This window comes from Rhodococcus sp. WY5, from assembly GCF_018588185.1.
In the GTDB taxonomy this organism is placed as follows: Bacteria; Actinomycetota; Actinomycetes; order Mycobacteriales; family Mycobacteriaceae; genus Rhodococcus_F; species Rhodococcus_F qingshengii.
Genome location: NZ_JAAMPR010000001.1, coordinates 6,224,819 through 6,244,460, shown reverse-complemented (window position 1 = coordinate 6,244,460; position 19,642 = coordinate 6,224,819). Strand labels below are relative to the sequence as shown.

Sequence of the window (19,642 nt, the reverse complement as noted above, 5' to 3'; positions counted from 1 at the left end):
GGGGTCTATCAATTCAACCGAAGGAAGAACTCGTGAAGTTGACTGCCAAGAATTCCGTCAGAGGTGTCCTGCTCGGTACCGCAGCCGGTGCGATGGTGCTCGCCGGAACCGGTATTGCATCCGCTGCCACCGTCGGCGCTGCTGGCTCCGCCGTAACTCTTTCCGCATCCTCTGCGTATCAGGTATGTGGCAATTTCTACGTCGGCCCGGACGCCCACGTGGCGGGCGTGCCTTCTGGTGCCAAAGCGGTAGTGGGCGCCCAGGTCACTGGCAAGCTATACAGCTCATCCTCCAGCACGACTCCGATCACGACCTTCACCGCCACAACGAATGCCGCGGGTGGATGGTGCATGCAGGGTGACTCGGCGATGGCTAGCACCGTGACGAGCGGTGGTGAGGTCAGGATGTCCACCGACACTCCGACCGTGTTGGACGGCACAACAACTCGCACAGGGCAGTGGTCGGGCGGCGGGGCGGACGCCGTCATCGATGCAGGGGAGTTCCTCCTCCATGGCAATGCGTTCATCTTTTCGGATAGGGCCTCGAAGGTGAACTTCTACTACCAGTAAGTCGATCGGCTGCAAGGTTGATCGTAAGAACCTGGACGGGTTGGAGTGCGGGTCTCCGTGCTCCAACCCGTTCGCCGTATGACGCCGTGTTGCGAGTTCGGGTGTGTGTTTCGGCAATTGTGACAATGGGCGCGGGTGTCGCCAGGGAGATGGCGAATGCTGCTTCGGCTGTGACGAATGCAGGCCTGTCTCTGCGGCTTTGTCTCGCAGCCTGCTCGATGTAATTCGGTCGTCCGGCACGGATTGGACGGCATCGGTATCGTCTCGAAGTCATGGCTTATGGGCAATCGCCGTAAGGTTGGCTCGCAATCAATTCTTGTGCCACCGAATAGTGTTCGTGAAGCCGTGATCGGGAAGTTGGCTGCGCGACCTGAATCCGTGATTCGGGTGGCTTTCTGATCCTGCAAGCGGTTCCATCTCGCTTTCGGTGCAAAATTTCTAGTCCTAAAGATTTAATGAACCGAACTATAGTACTAGGACTTTAGTGCTAACTAAATGAATTCCATCTATGGCAAGAAAAATTCCTAGAACGAGTTCCTAATTTGCAAATTTTGGGTACAGTTGTCGGCACCACGAGGAGTTGCGGGCTTCCCCAAAACCTCGCTTGGCAACCACTGTTGTGCCGGATAAACCGACCTGGCCCCGCGCCACAGTCAGAGCAATTACCTACTGGAAACGGAGTAACAAATGTTAGGTCAGTTCATGGCCCTCCTGCGGGCATTTATCCCGTCCTTTGCAACATCGTTAGGCGACGGGCTTGATGGATTGAACGCCATCTCGCTCGACATGTCCGCGAGTGGAGGAGAGGGCTGATGGGATCCGTGCAGCAAGGTACCGCGTCGCTGGGGCAGACCGTAGAACAGATGCTTCCGATGTTATTTACATATCTGATGGATATCCCGCTCCAACTGTCATTCGGTTACCCCCGGTGACCCTGTTCAATCTGAGGAGAAACTAGATGTCGCTCAACGCAATGAGCACGGACCTGGCTGAACTTGCAACCATGACGTTCTACGCCCTTAGGTTTCCGCTTCAACAATTCCTTGTCGGACTCTCGTAAAGAAGGGTGAACTCATGTCGTCTGATTTCTGGACCGGAAGTGTCAAGAACACGCTAGCGTTTTACGGGCTGACGTTGGTCGGGTTGTGGACCGCATCAATGGAAGGCGGCGGGTGGGCAAGCCTCGATCGATGAGCGCGAAATAGAATATTCGACGTGAGCTGATCGGCAGCTCCGACGATATCTGAGATAGCCGAATGCAGACCCTGTCGTAAAGGTTCCTGGCAGGGTCTGCATCACGTGCGAGGCAGCTTCAAAACATGATCGTCCGCCCCTCCCGGTGCTGGCGCCGCGAGAGGTTTACGAGGCCAAGGCAGCACGGTGGCGCAGGGAATGGCCTGCGCTGACCGTGGAGCCTTGGCCGGAGACCCTGACCTAGACTTCGATCGGCGGATGCAGCCTGTCCATGGTCCATTGCCGATTTCGGCGTGCAGCAAGTGAACTGGCCCCGAGTGAGGCGACGAGAAGGCCGCCGAGGACGGCGATCGAGACCCACAGCCTCGAGTCGATGCCGCCGACGGTGAGTTGTCGAAGCCCGTTCACCGCGTAGGTCATGGGGTCGAACGGGTGGATGATCTGGAACGGTTTCGCGGTGGTTTCCACGGGATAGATGCCGCCGGCCGAAACCAGTTGCAGCATCAGGAACGCCAGGGTGATCACGCGTCCGACGGAGACTCCGAAGATGGCGTTGAACGCCTGGATCAACGCCATATACGTGGCAGTGATGAGCATCAGGAATCCGACGGTGCCGAGGGCGTGCGTGGGGTGCAGGCCAACGGCGAAGTGCACGACCAGGTACATCACGATCACCTGGCAGATGCCGATGAGCAAGGCCGGCCAGTACGAGGCGAGGACCACTCGCAGCGCGCCGAGTCCGTTTGCGATAGGCCGGTTCTGGAGCGGCTTGAGCAGCATCCAGGTGATGATGCCGCCCACGAACAGTGCGAGGGGCAGGAAGAACGGAGCAAAACCGGTACCGAAGGTGCTTGCCCGGTTCTCGTAGGTCTCCTGCAGCTCGACCGGACTGGAGAGGGTTTGAGCGGTTGCTGTTCGCTGCTGATCGGTCCAACTGGGAACCTGGCCGGCGCCCTCGGTGAGTTTGGTTGCGAGTTCGGCAGACCCGGCACGGAGTTGCTCGGTTCCGTCGGCGAGTTTGGCTGCACCGTCGGAGAGTTGGACGCTGCCGTCGGTGAGTTGAACCAGTCCACTGCTGAGGGTTTGAGCGCCGTCGTTGACTTGCTGACCGCCGTCACGCAGCTGTACCAGGCCGTTGCGGAGTTCACCGCCGCCGTTGGCCGCGGCGCTGAGCCCGGCGCGGAAGGTGCTCGAGGGATCGTCGAGTTGGTAAGCGAGTTGTTGTGCGCCGCTCTTGAGTTCGCCCAGTTGACCCATGGTCGCTTCGCCGAAGCCCTGAGTGCGCAGCATGTCCTGGGCAGGCGCGAGGGCGTTGGCGATCTGTTGGCTGACGGGATCCGGGTTCAGTCGAAGGCTGGCCACTGCCTGACCGACCAGCTGTGCGACGTCTGCTTGTGTGTTCCCGAGTACGCTCAGCTGGTCGACGACCTGGGTGACGCCACCACTGAGTTGGCTTGCGCCGTCGCCCAGTTGGACGGCCCCGAGATCGAGCTGCCCCAAACCGTCGGTCAGTGCGAGGACACCGTCCGTGGCGGTATTGATACCGGTCGAGAGTTGCGCTGTACCGCCGGCAAGAGTGGCTGCGCCGTCACGTGCGGTAACCATGTTGTCGGCCAGCGTTTTCGAGCCCGACGCCAATTCGCCGGCTCCGGCGTTGGCAGTGTTCACTCCGGCCGAGAGCTGGAGTGCTCCGTCGGCGGCCTGCTTCAAACCTGCACCCGCGTCGGTCAATCCGACCAGGACCGTCTCGACGGACTGCGCGCCGATCTTGTCGCTGACTTGACTGAGGACCTGCTGGGCGGCGTTTTGGCCGATGATGGTGCCGAGGTAGTTGTTGACGTCGTTGAAGGTGAACTGCAACTGAGCTTTGTGGGGGTCCTTGGTCGTCGGGGAGGCCACGGCCTCGCTGAAATTCTCAGGCAAGGTGAGAGAGAAGTAGTACGTGCCGTCCGAGACTCCCTGAGCGGCTTCCTGCTGTGAGACCAGGTGGAGATCGAGCTCACCGGAATCGAGCAGCGCTTGGCTTACCTCGTCGCCCGCGTTGAGTTCCTGACCCTGCACCATCGCACCGCGGTCTGTGTTGACCAGCGCGACGGGGACCTTGTTGACCTCACCGAACGGATTCCAGAAGGCCCACAGGTACATCGCGCCGTACAGCAGTGGCATCAAGATGATGGTGACGAGTGCGATCCTGGGCATCGCGCCGCGGGAGAACCGCTTGAGTTCGGTTCCGAGAGACATTCCAGCGAGCATCGCGGTTACCTCGCCCCTTCTTGGTCGGGATTGGTGACTTCTTGGAGCAGGGTGACGGCATCGATGGGTGATCCGTCGGGCAGCGGGTTGACGGTCGACGCGATGATGGTCTGGTAGCTCCCCATCTCGACCAGTCGCTCGACGAGATATGCGCGCTCGGAGTCACGCCGCACCTGTTCGAGATCGTCGACGACCAGCAAGGCCGGCTTCTTCGTGTTCGCGACGGCGATACGCAGCAGGGTCGCCTCGAGTTCCCCGAGATCGCTGACGTATCGGCCGAGCGCAGGCAACGGATGATCGCCGAAGACGGGAGCGCACACCGCTTCGAGTTCGCGGTCTCCGGCGCGTCCGACGAGTTTGTACCAGGGAGCATCCCAGCGAATTTGTTCGGTGATCAGATCGCGGACGGTGACGGACTCGGCAAGCTCGTCGATGTCCTCGAACCCGGCGATCCCGGCGATCTCGAAGATCTCTCGGGGACGCGTTCGACCGAAGACGGACAGTGATCCGGAACTGGCTTTCATTCGCCCGCTGAGTGTCAGAAGTAAGGACGTACGTCCTGAACCGGCCGAGCCTTCGAGGATGGTCACACCGCCCGCACGAATCTCGAGATTGACGGGTCCGAACACCGGCCCCCATGGGCCGTCGAGCGCCAAGTCCGTGGCGGTCAATGCCAGGTCAGGGGCGTAATCGGGTTGTGCGTGCTCTGGTGCGACCACGATGATCACCTGTCTGTTGATCTACTCGGCCTTCGAAAGAACCGAGTGCTGGTTCAGTGGACGTTCGTGCTCACCCAATCACATCGGTAGCGGGCGAGCTGTCCCATGAATGGGATGTGTCGGACACGTCCGGCAACTTGGAGACCGAACGGTATGTATTCTGTTGGAAACGGAACGGGGGAGTCGAGGTGCCGGTTCGTAGACGCGGGATGTGCGCGGTGCTGGTCATGGCCACCCTGTCGGTTGTCTCCTGTGCCGGTGAGCGCGAGTCGCCCCCGTTCGTGTCGAGCGAAAGGCTTTTCGAGTTCACCGGTCGCAATGTCGGACCCTTGACGGTGCCGCCCTTGCCCTCCGATCGGCACGAGTCCGAAGCAGCGCCATACGGAGCCATCACCCTGTCCGGTGGGTGGAGCGGCGCAGCCAATGTCTCGCTGCCTGGATCCGTCACGTGTTTCGAGCACAACTGGGCGGATTCGCTGCCCGCCGGTCACCGTCAGTGGGCCTACGAGGTGCACACGAGTTCCTTCTACGAGTACGACGGCGGCGGCGAATATCCGGGACGTGATTTCCAGTTGCAGGTCTACGTGAACGAGAAACCCGAACCAGGTCAGCACGGGTCCGCGATCATGAAGTTCTCGGATCAGAGCGGACAGTTCGTGTCCTTCGGCGGTGGCGACGACAAGTCCGTCGAAATAGTCAGTTCTCCGGACCGCAGGCGCGTGGCGCTTTCCCTGGCGGGTACGGCGGCACGACCGGGCGAGCAACCGACGACGTCGGTACTGTCCGCGCAGATCAGTTGCCCGACCATCGAGCGCAGATGACACCAGTCACCACCGAGTGCCGACAACCGAAAATGCCGGCCCCGAAACGTTCTCGGGACCGGCACTTTTCATGAATCAGGAACGAATCAGAATGCTGCTTCGTCGATCTCCATGATGTCGTTCTCGGTGTTCGCGATGATCTCGCGTGAAGCGGTGAGCTCGGGCAGGACGTTCTTGGCGAAGAAGGAAGCGATGGCGACCTTGCCCTCGTAGAAGCCCTTGTCCTTGTCGGAAGCGCCGTTGTCGAGTGCTGCGAGAGCAATCTCGGACTGGCGGAGCAGCTGCCAGCCGATGAGCAGGTCGCCGACGGACATCAGGAAGCGGACGGAGCCGAGGCCGACCTTGTACAGCTCGGTGGGCTGCTCCTGAGCTCCCATGAGGAAGCCGGTGAGCGTGGCAGCCATGGCCTGGACGTCTTCGAGTGCGGTGGCGAGCAGTGCGCGCTCCGCCTTCAGACGACCGTTGCCGGCTTCGCTGTCGATGAAGGTCTTGATCTGTCCCGCAACGTGAGCGAGCGCGACGCCGCGGTCACGAGCGATCTTGCGGAAGAAGAAGTCCTGAGCCTGGATGGCCGTCGTGCCTTCGTACAGCGAGTCGATCTTGGAGTCGCGGATGTACTGCTCGATCGGGTAGTCCTGCAGGAAGCCGGAGCCACCGAGGGTCTGCAGGCTGTCCGTCAGGTACTGGTACGCACGCTCGGAGCCGACGCCCTTGACGATCGGGAGCAGCAGGTCGTTGACGCGGAACGCGGTGTCCTTGTCTGCGCCCGAGACGAGCTGGGCGACAACCTCGTCCTGGTGTGCTGCGGTGTAGAGGTACACCGCGCGCAGGCCCTCGGCGTATGCCTTCTGCATTGCCAGGCTACGACGCACGTCGGGGTGGTGCGTGATGGTCACGCGCGGTGCTGCCTTGTTGGTCATCTGGGTCAGGTCTGCGCCCTGCACACGCTGCTTGGCGTAATCGAGAGCGTTGAGGTAACCGGTGGAGAGGGTGGCGATTGCCTTGGTGCCGACCATCATTCGAGCGTGCTCGATGACGTCGAACATCTGGGCGATGCCGTTGTGGACCTCGCCGACCAGCCAGCCCTGTGCGGGGATGCCGTGTCCGCCGAAGGTGACCTCACACGTGGCGGAGACCTTCAGGCCCATCTTGTGCTCGACGTTGGTGACGAAGACACCGTTACGCTCGCCGAACTCTTCGGTCTCGAAGTTGAAGTGCGTCTTCGGGACGAAGAACAGGCTCAGGCCCTTGGTGCCCGGTCCGGCGCCTTCGGGGCGAGCGAGAACGAGGTGGAAGATGTTCTCGAACAGGTCGTCCGAGTCGGCCGAGGTGATGAAGCGCTTGACGCCCTCGATGTGCCAGGAGCCGTCGTCCTGCTTGATCGCCTTGGTGCGTCCGGCACCGACGTCGGAGCCGGCGTCGGGCTCGGTGAGGACCATCGTGGCGCCCCATCCGCGTTCGACGATGGTGGCTGCCCACTTCTTCTGCTCTTCGGTGCCGTTGTTGAACAGCACGTCCGCGAAGGCGGGTCCGGCCTGGTACATGTGCGCTGCAGGCTGTGCGCCCAGGATCAGCTCACCGATGGCCCACACGACGGAGCGGGGAACCGGCACGCCGCCGACCTCTTCGCTCAATCCCATGCGGTACCACTCGGCGTCCCACAGAGCCTTGAACGACTTCTTGAAGGATTCCGGAAGTGCAACGGTGTGCGTCTCGGGATCGAAGACAGGGGGGTTGCGGTCCGCATCGGCGAAAGATTCGCCAAGCGGTCCCTCGGCCAGGCGTGCGACCTCTGCCAGCATGTTGCGGACAGTGTCGGCATCCAGGTCGCCCCAAGCGCCTTCGCTCAGTGGCTTCTCCAGTCCGAGAACCTCGAAGAGGTTGAACTCCAGGTCCCGAACGTTGCTCTTGTAATGGCCCATGTCTTCTGCTTCTCCCAGTGAGGTGGTGCGGTCCAGCACTCCTAGTACCGCCCGAAGTTTATTACTCGTCGGTAACTTAATACATGTTACTAGCCGTTCTTTGCATTGCCAACACCGGATTTGCGTCCGATGACAAGCGCGTCGACCGCGATTCCCGTTTCGGTGTGCCTGTGGGGATTTCCGGCGATCTCGAACTCGAGCTTTCCGCGGAACTCCTGCATCAATTCTTCTGGTGTGTAAAGGATTTCGGGATCTTGTGGCCCGCCGACGCCGTAGTCGATGTTGCTTCGGTCGTGACCCAAAATCATGAGGATTCCGTCAGGTTTCAGAGAATTTATGGCACGGTTCACAACCAGGGTGCGTTGTGGTGCGGGCAGATGAAGGTAAAGAAGCAGGGCCAAGTCGTATCCCTGCTCGTTCCTCGAGGCGTAATCCGCGACGGTGACGTCGCCGCATCGGTAGTCGAGCCGGTCGAGAACCGATCGGGGTGAGCGGGCCGCGATCGTGCGGGCTTTCTCGATCGCGACGGCCGAGTAGTCGATGCCGGTGACCTCCCAACCGCGGGTCGCGAGCCACAACGCGTTACGGCCCTCGCCGCACGCCAGGTCCAGTGCCTGGCCGTGGGGGAGGGCCGTCGCGTATTCCACCAGCAGTTCGTTGGGAGGAGCGCCCCAGACGAGCTCGGTTTCTTCGTACTTCTTGTCCCAGGCCGCCGCATCCATAGATGACGACGGTAGTGCCACTCAGTGGTTACGCACTCCGTCCATCGGGTTCTTGCGTAGAGCGGCGCGCGTCGGGATCGCGATGGAGACAAATCCCAGAACAGCGGTCACCGCGACGATGGAACCGTAGATCGCCGGTGAAATCGCCGGGATCGGCTGCCCGGACACCGCTACGGCAATGCCCATCAGAGGCGGCAGGGCGATCAGTGATCCGACCACGACGGCGATTCCCACCACCATCAACGACTCGATGCGCATCATTGCTCGGACCTGCCTCGTCCGCGAGCCCACCAGTTGAAGGAGCGCGAACTCGCGGGAACGCTCGGCAGTGGCGGCGACCAGGGTGTTCACGACTGCGACTGCGAGATAGCCGAGCAGGACGAGGACGGCGAGGATGCTGACCCACGACTGCATGCGACGCTGATCTTCGCCTGCGGCCCCGAACTGGTCCTGGTTCATCGCGGCGATCGAGGGGAACGAGCGCAACGACTGCTGGACTTCGGCCGACCGTCCGGGTTCGGCAGCAACCAGAACGGTGTCGATCAGAGCGTCGGTGGAGTGCTGACGCAAAGTCTCGATCGGCATGGTCACGTCCCCGAATCCGAGGCCGCGACCATATTTTGCGACGACCATGGGATGTACCAGTGTTCCGTCACCCAGATAGAGGTCGACGCGCTGGCCTACCTTGGCTCCGAGTGTGAAGGCGCCGTCTTCGCTCACGGCAACGGTATCGCCGGTCAGAGCGCTGAGGTCGCCCTCGGTCACCGCGAGATCGAGGGTCGCGTCGGCGCTGGCGGCGTCGATGCCCTGGGCCGCGATCGCGCTGTCGGCTGAGCCGCCTTCCTCTCCGCTGGGTACCGGGAGGACTTGACTGCGGACCACCGGGTTTGCCGCACTCACTCCGGGCACCGATGCGATCGACTCGAGGAGCGAGGGAGCGATACCGGCTGGTGCGCCGACGATCAGGTCGGCGGTGACGCCCTTGATCGACTGGTTGGTCGCCTCGGCGGCGACGGTGCTCTGGCTGAAGAACTGCACCGAGCCCAGTGCGATTGCGAGAGCCAACGGAACAACCGCCGACGAGAGCCGTCTCGAATTGGATTCGGCGTTGGCGGCAGCGAGAACTTTGGACGCCGACCCACTGCGGCGCAGCGGACCGCCGATCACCTTGATGATGCCGCGCACCAACAAGGGGCCGAGCAGCGCGACCGAGAAGATCAACAACAGTGCGCTCGAACCGGCTCCAGCGGCCGCCACGCTGCCGGGCAGGAAAGCAGGGAGGACGCAGGCGCTGAGGCCGGCGGCGCCGAAGATCAGCCCGGTGACGATGCGTCCGCGGCTCAGTTTCGCCGGGCCGCTTTCGGATTCGCGAAGCGCTTCGACGGGGTCGAGCTTCGCCGGTCGTCGTGCCGCGATCGCCGCTGCCGCGCGGGCAGTGAGTACGCAGATCAGGAAAGCTGCGATCGCCGGAAGCGGGCTGTAGGCCAGCGCGAAATCGGTGGGCATGACCCCGGCGTCGGCGAACTGCGCGCCCAGTACTCGGGCGAGCAGGTATCCGGGCACCGCGCCGAGAGCTGCCGCCGCAGCAGCAACGAGCAGCACTTCACGTCCGATCATGACGTGCACTTGCCGCGTGGTGGCCCCGATTGCCCGCAACAGAGCGAACTCTCGGCGCCTGGCGTTGATCGAGAGCGACAGCGTGCTGGAAACGACGAACATACTGACCATCAACGCGAGACCGGCAAACGACGCGCAGAGCACGATCAACTGCGTCCGCGCAGCACCGGCGTCGAGGAATTCGATGCCTCCGCGTGCAGTGCCGGTCGAGACCTCCGCACCGGTTCCGGCGAGTGCATCGCGGGCGAGAGCGGCAGCATCCACGCCTTCGGGAGCGATCAATCCGACTGCGGTGACAGCGTTCTGGTGCGGCCACAACCGTTCGGCCTCTGCGTCGTCGAGGAAGACGAGTGCCGGACGGTCGGGTGACGGCACCGAAGCCGAATCAGCTGTGCCGACGACGGTGTACTCGTCCGTTACCGCGCCGTGAGCCAGCGTGATTCGCTCGCCGAGCGCGGCGCCCGTGGTCGAGACCACCTCGTCGCGGCTCTGCGGAGCGCGCCCCTCGGTGAGCGAGTACGGCGCCAATTGTGCTGTGTTCCAAGGATGTACATCGAGTACGACGCCCTCGGCCGTGCTGACCGGCACGGAGATGTCGGGAACCACCGTGACATCGAGTGTGTCGAGCTTGCGGACCGTATCGCCGTCGAGGAGAACTCGCTCGGCAAAGGGCTGATCGGCGTCTTCCTTGACCTCGAGCGCCTGTGGTGCACTCACGACGGCGTCGGCACCGGCGTAGAGATGTGGTGAGACACCGCCTCGCACTCCCGATTCCAGCAGCACACCCAGACCGCAGGTGAGGAGCGCTGCGCAGAATACGGAGACGAACACGGCGACGAAACCGGAGCGATGCGCTTTCAGGTGCGCAAAGGTGTGCGCTTTCATCATCACCAGTCCCCGAGGTGTGTCATGCGCTCGGCGATCTGCTGCGGGGTCGGGCGGTCGATGTGCCCGACAAGTTTCCCGTCGGCGAGGAACAGCACACGATCGGCGTACGACGCGGCCACCGGGTCGTGCGTGACCATGACGATGGTCTGGTCGAACTCGGCAGCCGTCCGGCGCAACAACTCCAGAACCTGCTTGGCGCTGCGGGAGTCGAGGGCGCCGGTCGGTTCGTCGGCAAAGAGTGCGTCGGGGTGGGTGACGAGGGCGCGTGCGATGGCGACGCGTTGCTGCTGACCGCCGGACAGTTCGGAGGGTTTGCGCTTTCGGTGTGATCCGAGTCCGACGGATTCGAGGACGAAGGTCAGGTACTGCTTGTCGGCTCGTCGCCCGGCGAGGAGTAGGGGGAGCGTGACGTTCTGCTCGACGTCGAGAGCGCCGAGCAGGTTGTAGGCCTGGAAGACGAAACCGATGTGGTCGCGACGGAAGATGCTGCGGGCCTTCGGCTTCAGCTGTGAAATTTCGGTGTCGCCCAGCCACACCGATCCGCTGCTCGGGCGGTCGAGCCCTGCGGCGCAGTGCAGGAAAGTGCTCTTACCCGAGCCGGATGGGCCCATCACGGCGGTGAAGGTGCTGCGCGGCAGAGTGAGGCTGACGTTGTCGAGGGCGGTCACGGCGCCGCGGCCGTTGCCGTAGACCTTGCTGACCCCTTCGAGTCGCACGGCGGATGTTCGGGCGGCCGTGGCACCAGAGGCCGGCGGGGCGAGGACCGAGTGTCGATTCTTCATGGGAAGAACGCTATGGAGATTCGGCATTCGTCGACATCCAGCAGGGTCCCGAATCAATGGTGTACCCAGCTGTAGTGGATCGCGGCGTCAGGTGCGGCATGCTGGGGCAGTGAAGAAGAGAACCAGGGCTGCGGTGTACGTGCTCGTCGAGGGCGCGGCAGCTGTGGTCTCCCTGTTCTTGCTGATGGTCGGTCTCATTCTGTTGTCGCTCTCGATTCTGATCGTCGGCTGGTTGCTGTTGCCGTCGTACGTGCGAGTGCTCCGGTGGTGGGCCGGCCTGGCTCGAGGGCGAACGGCTGCGTACACCGGACGCCCTGTTCTGCAGCGATACCCACCGATGCCCGGCAATCCGACCTTCGGGGATTGGCGCCGGTTCCTCACCGATCAGTCGACGAGGCGCGACGCGGCCTGGTTGTCGATTCACGGTCTGGGGGCTTTCGTCGCGGCGATGCTGACCATTGCTCTGCCACTCGGTGCACTCAATTCGATTGCCGTCCCGCTGTACTGGCAGCAGATGCCCGCCGGTGAACCCGTCAACAATCCGTACCCCGTGACGTCGTGGTTGGGCGCTGCCGGAATGCCGTTGATCGGCATCCTGTACCTCCTGATCGCGTGGTGGTTGATCCCCGCGATGGCGAAATGGATCAGCTGGTCGACCACGACTTTGCTTGCGCCGGATACGCGTTCGGACCTCTCGAAGCGCGTCACCGCCCTGACGGCCAGCCGCGCTGCGGCGCTCGACGCGCATTCGGCCGAACTCAAGCGCATCGAGCGGGATCTGCACGACGGCGCGCAGAACCGTCTGGTCGCGGTGGTGATGATGTTGGGGATGGCCGAGCGGTCGTTGCAGAACAATCCGGACCAGGCTCTGCCACAACTGCATCGGGCCCAAGATGCGGCCACCGAGGCGTTGAGCGAACTCCGGACGTTGGTGCACGACATCTACCCGCCGATCCTCGACGAGTTGGGGCTGGAGGGCGCGATCTCGGCGCTCGCCGGGCGCTCCGCCGTGCCCTGCGTACTCGCGATCGACGAGCTCCGCCGCGCCCCGGCTGCCGTCGAGGCTGCTGCGTACTTCGTCGTCGCCGAGGCCTTGACCAACGTCGCAAAACACAGCGGAGCGCGCAGGGTCACCGTCACGGCGCGGACGGAGACGTCGGACGACTCGTCGGGTGAGACGATGCTCATCGACGTGATCGACGACGGTCACGGCGGCGCGAACGAACGCCCGGGCGGCGGCGTGGCGGGTATTCGACGCCGGGTCGAGGCTTTCGAAGGAACCGCAGTATTGGAGAGCCCGGAGGGTGGACCGACAACGATGAGGGTGGAACTACCGTGCGGATTCTGATTGCCGAGGACGACGCTCTCCTGCGAGAGGGGCTGGCACTGCTGCTTCGCGGCGAGGGCTTCGAGGTGTCTGCCGTCTCCGACGCCGCACAGTTCCTCACGGTGTTCGAGGAGACCGCCCCCGACGCCGCGGTGCTCGACGTCCGGATGCCTCCTACTTTCACCAACGAGGGACTTCGAGCGGCGATCGAGGTGCGCAAGCTTCGCCCGGGCTTTCCCGTCCTGGTCCTTTCCGCTTACGTCGAGGATCGCTACGCCGGTGAATTGTTGGCAGGAGGCGCCGGCGGGGTCGGGTACCTGCTCAAGGAACGAGTCGGGAAGGTAGCCGAGTTCGTCGACGCATTGAACCGGGTCGTCGACGGTGGAACCGTGATGGATCCCGAGGTCGTATCCCAACTGATGAGCCGTCGACGCGCCGACGATCCGATCAGATCGCTGACTCCACGCGAGTCCGAAGTTCTCGGACTGATGGCGGAGGGGTTGGGAAATCAGGAAATCGCCAGGAAACTGGTCGTCAGCGACACCGCTGTGAGCAAGCACATAGGAAATATCTTCGCAAAACTCGGCCTGTCGGCTTCCGAAAGCGGGCATCGTCGTGTTTTGGCAGTTCTAGCTCATTTGCGCGCCTGATCGTGGATCTGGACTACATACCTGACCGAAGCGTAATGTGAGCCAGCCTCATGTTGTTGCCGTGATCGAACGGTGACCTGAGAGGCAGGGGCTTATGTCCTGTACGTAACGTGTGATGTCGAATGCGCGTCATCACCAGAAACCAACGAGGAGATCGATCAATGGGTAAGCCGATTGCCAGTGTGGCCGGAGGTCGGCAGTCCGTCCTTCTCGGGCTCGGCGTTCACCGCCCAGAGCGAGTCGTGACCAACGACGAGATCTGTGAGCTGATCGATTCCACCGACGAGTGGATCCAGACGCGATCGGGTATCAAGTCGCGCCGGTTCTCCGGCGAAGGTGAAGGCATCCTCGCGATGTCGATCAGCGCGGCCCGTAAAGCACTGGACGTCAGCGGCATTGCACCCGAGCAGATCGGTGCCGTGATCATCGCGACGTCGACGTGGGACCTGCAGACTCCCCAGGCTGCGTCCATCGTCGCCCACGAACTCGGCATCAAGGGTCCGGCTGCATTCGACGTCGCGGCAGGTTGCGCCGGTTTCTGTACCGCTCTTGCAGTGGCCAGCGACCTCGTTCGCGGTGGCACGGTTGATCACGTACTCGTCGTCGGCGTCGAGTTGATGAGCGAGGCCACCGAGCCCACCGATCGCAGCGTGCGCTTCATCTTCGGTGACGGCGCAGGCGCAGTTGTCGTCGGCCCGAGCGACACCGTCGGAATCGGCCCGGTCGAGTGGGGTTCGGACGGCAGCCAGTCCGACGCCATCGTTCAGGAGCCGAGCTGGCTCGACTACACCAAGAACCCGACCGGACCTCGTCCGTGGATCAAGATGGCCGGTACCGCGGTGTTCCGCTGGGCTGCCTTCGAGATGGGCAAGGTCGCCACCCGCACCCTGGAGAAGTCGGGGCTGGGTATCGAGGACATCGACGCTTTTGTGCCGCACCAGGCAAACCAGCGCATCAACGAGGTCATCGCTCGCAGCATGAAGCTGCCCGAGGGCTTCCCCGTCTCCAACGACATCGCCGAGACGGGCAACACGTCCGCGGCCTCGATCCCGCTCGCCATGGAGCAGATGCTGCGCGACGGCCAGTGCAAGCCGGGCGACAAGGCATTGCTTCTCGCCTTCGGTGCGGGTCTGTCCTTCGCCGGTCAGGTTGTCGTCATGCCGCCGTTGGCTGGAGCAGAATCCGCCTGATTGTTCCTTACGGAAGGGCGCCTCGAACCCACGGTTCGGGGCGCCCTTCCGTTTCCGTCCGGATCGTCGAACGTCTGCGATGTGGCACTCTGGCGAGATGGTCGAGAACGTGGGGGAGTCCGAACGGGAGTCCGAACGTAATGGTGTGACGGGCGGCAGCTTGGCAAAGATGGGCGGGCAAGTGGCGCTCGCCAGCACGGTCAGTCGCATCAGCGGCTTCGTCCGCACCCTTGCCCTTGCCGCGGTCCTGGGCATCGCCCTGGTCAGTGATGCGTACAACGCGGCCAACAGCTTCCCGAACATGGTCTATCAGCTCCTCCTCGGCGGGATTCTCGCCAGCGTCCTGCTTCCGTATCTGACGCGGCAACGGAGCCGTGGGCGGACGCTCGAACGAGAGCAGACGCAGCGCGTTCTCACCGTCGGAGCGCTGGCTCTTGCGCTCGTGACGGTAGTGGCCGTGGTGTGCGCGCCGCCTCTGGTCTCGGCCGTGATCGATGATCCGGCTCAACGAGAGCTCACGACGCTCTTCGCGTACTTGCTTCTTCCGGAGATCTTCTTCTACGGCGTCACGGCGATGATGACGGCTGTGCTCAGCGTTCGATCGGTGTTCGGCGCGCCGGCCTGGGCGCCGGTGATCAACAACGTCGTCCTTCTGGTGACGGTCGCGGTCTTCCTGTGTATCCCGGGGCCGGTGGCTCTGACTCCCGAGTCGATGACCACCGCGCAGGTTCTGGTGATCGGTGTCGGCACTTTGCTCGGGATCGTGGCGCAAACCGCCGTCGTTGCTCGAGCGCTGCACCGCAACGGGTTTCGGTGGCGCCTTCGCGTGCGGGTCGTACCGCACACCTGGCGCCCGGTGCGCGTCGGGGTGCCGTTGCTCGGCTGGGTACTTGTGTACGTCGTTGCCGGCCAGATCGGTGTGTGGGTGACGATGAAGGTCACTCTCTCCCGTCACGTCTACTCGATGTACACGCACGCGGATCTGCTGTTTCAAGTGGCGTACGGCATTCTCGGTGTGTCGTTGTTGACGGTGCTGATGCCGCGGATCGCCAGGTCGGTTGCTGCGGGTGACGACGTCGGCGTCGTATCCGATCTCGGCCGGGGAGCCCGGTATTCTGTGGTGGCGCTGATCCCGGTGACTGTGGCGCTCATGGTGTTCGGTCCCTCGTTGACCACCTTGATCTTCTTCGGCCGGGTCGACGGCAGCAGTGCCCGGTTGATCGGGACGGCCGTTGCGGTCAGTGCATTCGGGCTGGTGCCCTTTGCGATGGTCATGCTTCAGCTGCGAGTGTTCTACGCCGACAACAACACCCGAACTCCCGCGGTGATCGCCCTGGTGATGGTGGTCGCCAAGACTGCGCTCGTCCTTCTTGCGTCACTGTCGGCGAGTGACGAAAGGCTGGTCCTGGCCGTCTGTGCCGCCGGCTCGTTCTCCTACGTGTGTGGAGCGGTGCTCGGCCACATCCTTCTTCGAAAGCGATACGGGCTGTTGGGATTCCGTCGCGTGCAGGCCACCGTCGGAAGGATTTCGGCGGCGGCAATTCTGGCAGGTGGTTGTGCGCTCGCTTTGGTGGTGGCGGTTCAGAACCGAGTTCCCGAGCCCAGGCTTGCTGCTGTTATTTCATTGTCGGCGGGTGCGGCCGTCGGTGCCGTCGTCCTGTTGGGCGCATGCAAGGTCGTCGGTGTTCCCGAGATTCGCCGGGCGCGAACCCTACTGCTGTCCTGAGGACAAGAGCGGTACCAGCAGTTCGTCCGGAGTGAGGGCGCCGTGCTGTCCACGGAGGCCGGACAGTCCCGATTCGACAGATCGACGTACGACGGCCACGTCCCCGGACGCAATGGCGATGACGTCACCGATCCGGCCGTGATACTCGGAATGCACTGCAGGCCCGAACAATCCTGCGACTATGCCCTCGGACCTCGTCCCGATCCACATGCGGTCACCCAGTTCGGCGCGCCAGCGGTCCGCAACATCTTGTGCAGCGCCTTCTCGGGTGTGGATGTGACGACATCTAGGTTCACCGGCAAGAGCGAGTACATCTTTGGACAGAATCGGAGTGTTGTCGAAGTCGATCTTGTTCTCGTCCGACACGTCGACCATTCCGTGGTCTGCCGTCACCAGCAATCTCACGTCCGGGCCGAGAGCCGCGGCGAGTTGCTCGACCAGTCGATCGACCAGCATCAGTTGGAAGATCCACGGCTCGGACTCGGGTCCGTAGACGTGGCCGAGTGCATCGATCTCGCTGATGTAGCAGTACGTGAACGTGCGGTCGGCAGATTTCGACGCCGCCACGGTGCGAGCGAGGAGGTCTCCGTATGCCTGGATTCCGGCGAACTGGGCACCGCGCATCCCGGCACGGGTGAGGCCGCTGCCGTCGAACTTCGACGGTACGACGGTTGTAACGGTGATGCCGGCTGCGGCGGCGCGATCGAACGTCGTGGCCTGCGGCTGCAGGGTCTCCGGGACGATGGAGTCGGTCTGAGATTCCTTCTTGCCCGCGCTGTGCCAACCCAGCCAGTTGAACACCGAATCGGCTTCTTCGACGTAGGACTGGTAGCCGGTGATGCCGTGCGCTCCCGAAGGCAGACCGGTCCCCAGTGAGACGATGCTGGTGGCCGTCGTCGTGGGGAAGCCTGCCCGGATGGGCGTTCCGACGAGTGAATTCAGGAATGGTGCGTGTTCGGCGTTGCGGGCGAGCAAGTTCGCGCCCATCCCGTCTACCAGTAGAATTACGGTCTTCTTGCTGGGCTGTAGATCGAGACGGTTCGCTTCGCCGCTCACTCCGAGAGAAGCGAGTACCGACGGCGCAAGCGTCGACAGAGTCGGCTGCGAGTACACATCGAGGAGAGGGGCGGGGGCGGGCATCCCATGAGATTAGGCGTTGGACGCAGAAAACTGCATACCTTCTGGGCGAGTGTTCAAATCTGTGCGGTCAAATCCGGACTTTCCAGATGATCAGCGCGCAGAGACCGCGGACCGGTGCGGCCTCCGCGCGGAGATTCATTCCATGATCGTGGAGATCTGGAACTTGGCACCTAGTGGATCGGCCACCGACGCGAGACGACCGAAGGGCGTGTCCTCGGGATCGCGCAAGACGCTGCCGCCGAATTCGACGACCTTGGCGACGGCCGCATCGGTGTCGTCCGCCCCGAAGTACACCTGCCAGAACGACGGCGCCTCTGCCGGGAGGAACGAGCTGGCATCCATCAAACCGGCGACGACGGTGTCACCCTGCTTGGCCTGTGAGTACCTGAACTCGTCGCTGTCACCGATCGACTCGTAAGTCCAGCCGAACACGTCGGTGTAGAACGGCAGGACCGCGGCGTAGTTCTTGGACAAGGTCTCGTGCCAGACCGGCGCTCCGGCCTCGCCGACCAAACCGAAGCCGTGATGCTGATCTGCCTGCCAGATGCCGACGACGGCACCGGCCGGATCGCCCACGATCGCCATGCTGCCCTGAGGACCGACCTGCATCGACGGCATCATGATCGTTCCGCCCGCGGCTTGGGCCTTGGACGCCGACGCTGCCGCATCAGTCGAGGAGATGTAGGTGGTCCACACGTTGCCGTAGGGGTTTCCCTCCTGCTGGGGTCCGAGCCCGGCGATGGGCTGCCCGTCTTTGCTGAAGATCGCGTAGCCGCCGTACTGCGGGTCGTCGTTTGTGTCAGCCTGCCAGCCGAACACGTTGGTGTAGAAGGATTTGGCAACCTCGGTGTCGGAGCTGGTGAGGTCGATCCAACAGGGTGTTCCGTCGAGCGCTGTGCGTGCGGGCATCTGAAAACTCTCCTTAACCGAAACGGATACACAAGCAGGGGACGCGGAAATGCTTGGCCGAGGAAGGCCTGAATCTCACGCTACGCGCGTACCCCGACACATTCCCAGGGTTCGAGAGCTTTGGGGTATGTGTCCGTTTCGCGTTCCCCGGTGGGCCGGACCTGCCAACGTAGACGACCGCCGAATCGTTCTTGATACTCCGAAGTTGATGGGGCACTTGCTCGATCGGCAAGGGCGTTCCACCGGGGAGTGTTGGTACGTGTCAGCTCCTGATCAGCCCCGTGCGATCGAGCCACGCGAGCGCATGACGGGTGAACTCGTCCGGAATCTCCAATTGTGGGGTGTGGCCGGTGTCGCCGAGAATGATGGTGGTCCAGTGTGGATGTGCAGCAGCGGCTGCCCGTGCGGCCTCGACCGGGACAAGCCGATCGCGATCGCCGTGCATCAGGAGCGTCGGAGTCGTGATCTCTCGCAATGTCTTTCGATAGGAGGCAGGACGGGCGAGGGTCATCAGCAGTGACCGTGCTGCCTGAAGGAATTCGGCATCCTGGGTAGGTTCGTTGCGGCGAATCGCCGTCAAGGCAGCGCCCGCGTCGAGGACCGCGGGGTCGGCTCGCGTCGGATCGGCAAAACACAATCTGGTCATCTGAGCGGCCAACTGCCGGTCTGACATCTTTCGGCGTCCGAAGCCGAGAACCTGCTCACCGACGTACGGCATCGAGTAGAGCGCGAATTGGGCGGCGACGGTCAGATCGGGAAGTTGGACGGGCAGGGGGAGCGCCGGATCCACCAGGACCAGGCCGGCGACTGATTCGGGACTGGCATGGGTCGACATTGCCGAGACCATTCCGCCCATGGAATTGCCGAACAGGACGGCGGGCTCACCCACCACTGTGTCGAGAAAGCGATTCAGAAGTACTGCGTTGGCGTCGACGCCGGTGTGTCGCCCACGGGCAGAGGTGAGTCCGAATCCGGCGAGGTCAAGTGCGTACACGCGCGTGCGCGCCGCCAGCGCCGGTGCGACCCGCACCCAGTTCAGGTGCGAGCCGCCCAGACCGTGAACGAGCACGATGGGCGGCGCTCCGCTGGGACCGCCGAAGTCGATCCAGTGAACGTCACCGCCGAGATCGGTGATGTTGCTTGTCCCGCCCCACGGGTGTGTGAGGGTGCTTCCGTCGGTGAGTTGGGCCGAAACAGCGGATTCCATACCTGC

15 protein-coding genes are annotated in these 19,642 nt (G+C 63.1%); 6 read left to right on the top strand and 9 right to left on the bottom strand.

The features are described 5' to 3' along the window. Positions 1–32: 32 nt before the first annotated feature. Positions 33–569: a hypothetical protein gene (locus tag G4D79_RS28895; RefSeq protein ID WP_054781872.1), complete on the top strand. Its 537-nt coding sequence runs from the start codon at positions 33–35 to the stop codon at positions 567–569. 1,434 nt (positions 570–2,003) lie between these two features. On the opposite strand, the gene G4D79_RS28890 is transcribed toward G4D79_RS28895, so the two are convergent. Together G4D79_RS28890 and G4D79_RS28885 are read right to left on the bottom strand one after the other, a co-directional pair. Continuing rightward, positions 2,004–4,016 carry a YhgE/Pip domain-containing protein gene (locus G4D79_RS28890; protein WP_058039138.1) on the bottom strand — a complete coding sequence of 671 codons (2,013 nt, stop codon included), beginning with the start codon at positions 4,014–4,016 and terminating at the stop codon, positions 2,004–2,006. Between the two features lie 5 nt (positions 4,017–4,021). Further along, on the bottom strand, positions 4,022–4,744 hold the full coding sequence (locus tag G4D79_RS28885) for an ATP-binding cassette domain-containing protein (RefSeq protein ID WP_054826521.1): 723 nt from the start codon (positions 4,742–4,744) through the stop codon (positions 4,022–4,024). Between the two features lie 179 nt (positions 4,745–4,923). Here G4D79_RS28885 and G4D79_RS28880 point away from each other — a divergent pair, with 179 nt between their 5' ends. Further along, positions 4,924–5,556: a hypothetical protein gene (locus tag G4D79_RS28880; protein WP_223304492.1), complete on the top strand. Its 633-nt coding sequence runs from the start codon at positions 4,924–4,926 to the stop codon at positions 5,554–5,556. 86 nt (positions 5,557–5,642) lie between these two features. On the opposite strand, the gene G4D79_RS28875 is transcribed toward G4D79_RS28880, so the two are convergent. The 4 genes from G4D79_RS28875 to G4D79_RS28860 form a co-directional block, all read right to left on the bottom strand. Next, complete coding sequence (locus G4D79_RS28875; RefSeq protein ID WP_007734578.1) at positions 5,643–7,478, bottom strand: acyl-CoA dehydrogenase; 1,836 nt, start codon at positions 7,476–7,478, stop codon at positions 5,643–5,645. Positions 7,479–7,567: 89 nt separating this feature from the next. Further along, a complete protein-coding gene (locus tag G4D79_RS28870) occupies positions 7,568–8,200 on the bottom strand; it encodes a bifunctional 2-polyprenyl-6-hydroxyphenol methylase/3-demethylubiquinol 3-O-methyltransferase UbiG (RefSeq protein WP_058039137.1) in 633 nt (210 codons plus the stop codon). 21 nt (positions 8,201–8,221) lie between these two features. Next, complete coding sequence (locus G4D79_RS28865) at positions 8,222–10,705, bottom strand: FtsX-like permease family protein (protein ID WP_058039136.1); 2,484 nt, start codon at positions 10,703–10,705, stop codon at positions 8,222–8,224. Then, the gene (locus G4D79_RS28860) at positions 10,705–11,487 is read right to left on the bottom strand and encodes an ABC transporter ATP-binding protein (protein WP_099696978.1); all 783 of its coding nucleotides are present in this window, start codon (positions 11,485–11,487) and stop codon (positions 10,705–10,707) included. The genes G4D79_RS28865 and G4D79_RS28860 overlap by 1 nt, the downstream gene beginning before the upstream one ends. A gap of 109 nt (positions 11,488–11,596) precedes the next feature. Between G4D79_RS28860 and G4D79_RS28855 the strand changes: the two genes are divergently transcribed. From G4D79_RS28855 to murJ, 4 genes are all read left to right on the top strand, one after another. Further along, positions 11,597–12,835 carry a sensor histidine kinase gene (locus tag G4D79_RS28855; protein ID WP_235867736.1) on the top strand — a complete coding sequence of 413 codons (1,239 nt, stop codon included), beginning with the start codon at positions 11,597–11,599 and terminating at the stop codon, positions 12,833–12,835. Beyond that, positions 12,823–13,464 (top strand): response regulator transcription factor, encoded by a 642-nt coding sequence (locus tag G4D79_RS28850; RefSeq protein ID WP_003945784.1) that lies wholly within the window; start codon positions 12,823–12,825, stop codon positions 13,462–13,464. The genes G4D79_RS28855 and G4D79_RS28850 overlap by 13 nt, the downstream gene beginning before the upstream one ends. 161 nt (positions 13,465–13,625) lie before the next feature. Next, the gene (locus G4D79_RS28845; protein WP_003945837.1) at positions 13,626–14,654 is read left to right on the top strand and encodes a beta-ketoacyl-ACP synthase III; all 1,029 of its coding nucleotides are present in this window, start codon (positions 13,626–13,628) and stop codon (positions 14,652–14,654) included. 97 nt (positions 14,655–14,751) lie between these two features. After that, positions 14,752–16,380, top strand: coding sequence for a murein biosynthesis integral membrane protein MurJ (murJ, locus tag G4D79_RS28840; RefSeq protein ID WP_235867735.1), 1,629 nt, complete (start codon positions 14,752–14,754; stop codon positions 16,378–16,380). On the opposite strand, the gene G4D79_RS28835 is transcribed toward murJ, so the two are convergent. The 3 genes from G4D79_RS28835 to G4D79_RS28825 form a co-directional block, all read right to left on the bottom strand. Then, a complete protein-coding gene (locus tag G4D79_RS28835; protein WP_007734589.1) occupies positions 16,366–17,520 on the bottom strand; it encodes an alkaline phosphatase family protein in 1,155 nt (384 codons plus the stop codon). The two genes, murJ and G4D79_RS28835, sit on opposite strands and share 15 nt — an antisense overlap. A gap of 135 nt (positions 17,521–17,655) precedes the next feature. After that, positions 17,656–18,429, bottom strand: a complete 774-nt coding sequence (locus G4D79_RS28830) for a VOC family protein (RefSeq protein ID WP_042452552.1) — start codon at positions 18,427–18,429, stop codon at positions 17,656–17,658. A 262-nt stretch (positions 18,430–18,691) separates the two neighbouring features. Beyond that, positions 18,692–19,636 (bottom strand): alpha/beta fold hydrolase, encoded by a 945-nt coding sequence (locus G4D79_RS28825; protein WP_042452549.1) that lies wholly within the window; start codon positions 19,634–19,636, stop codon positions 18,692–18,694. Between the last annotated feature and the right edge of the window lie 6 nt (positions 19,637–19,642).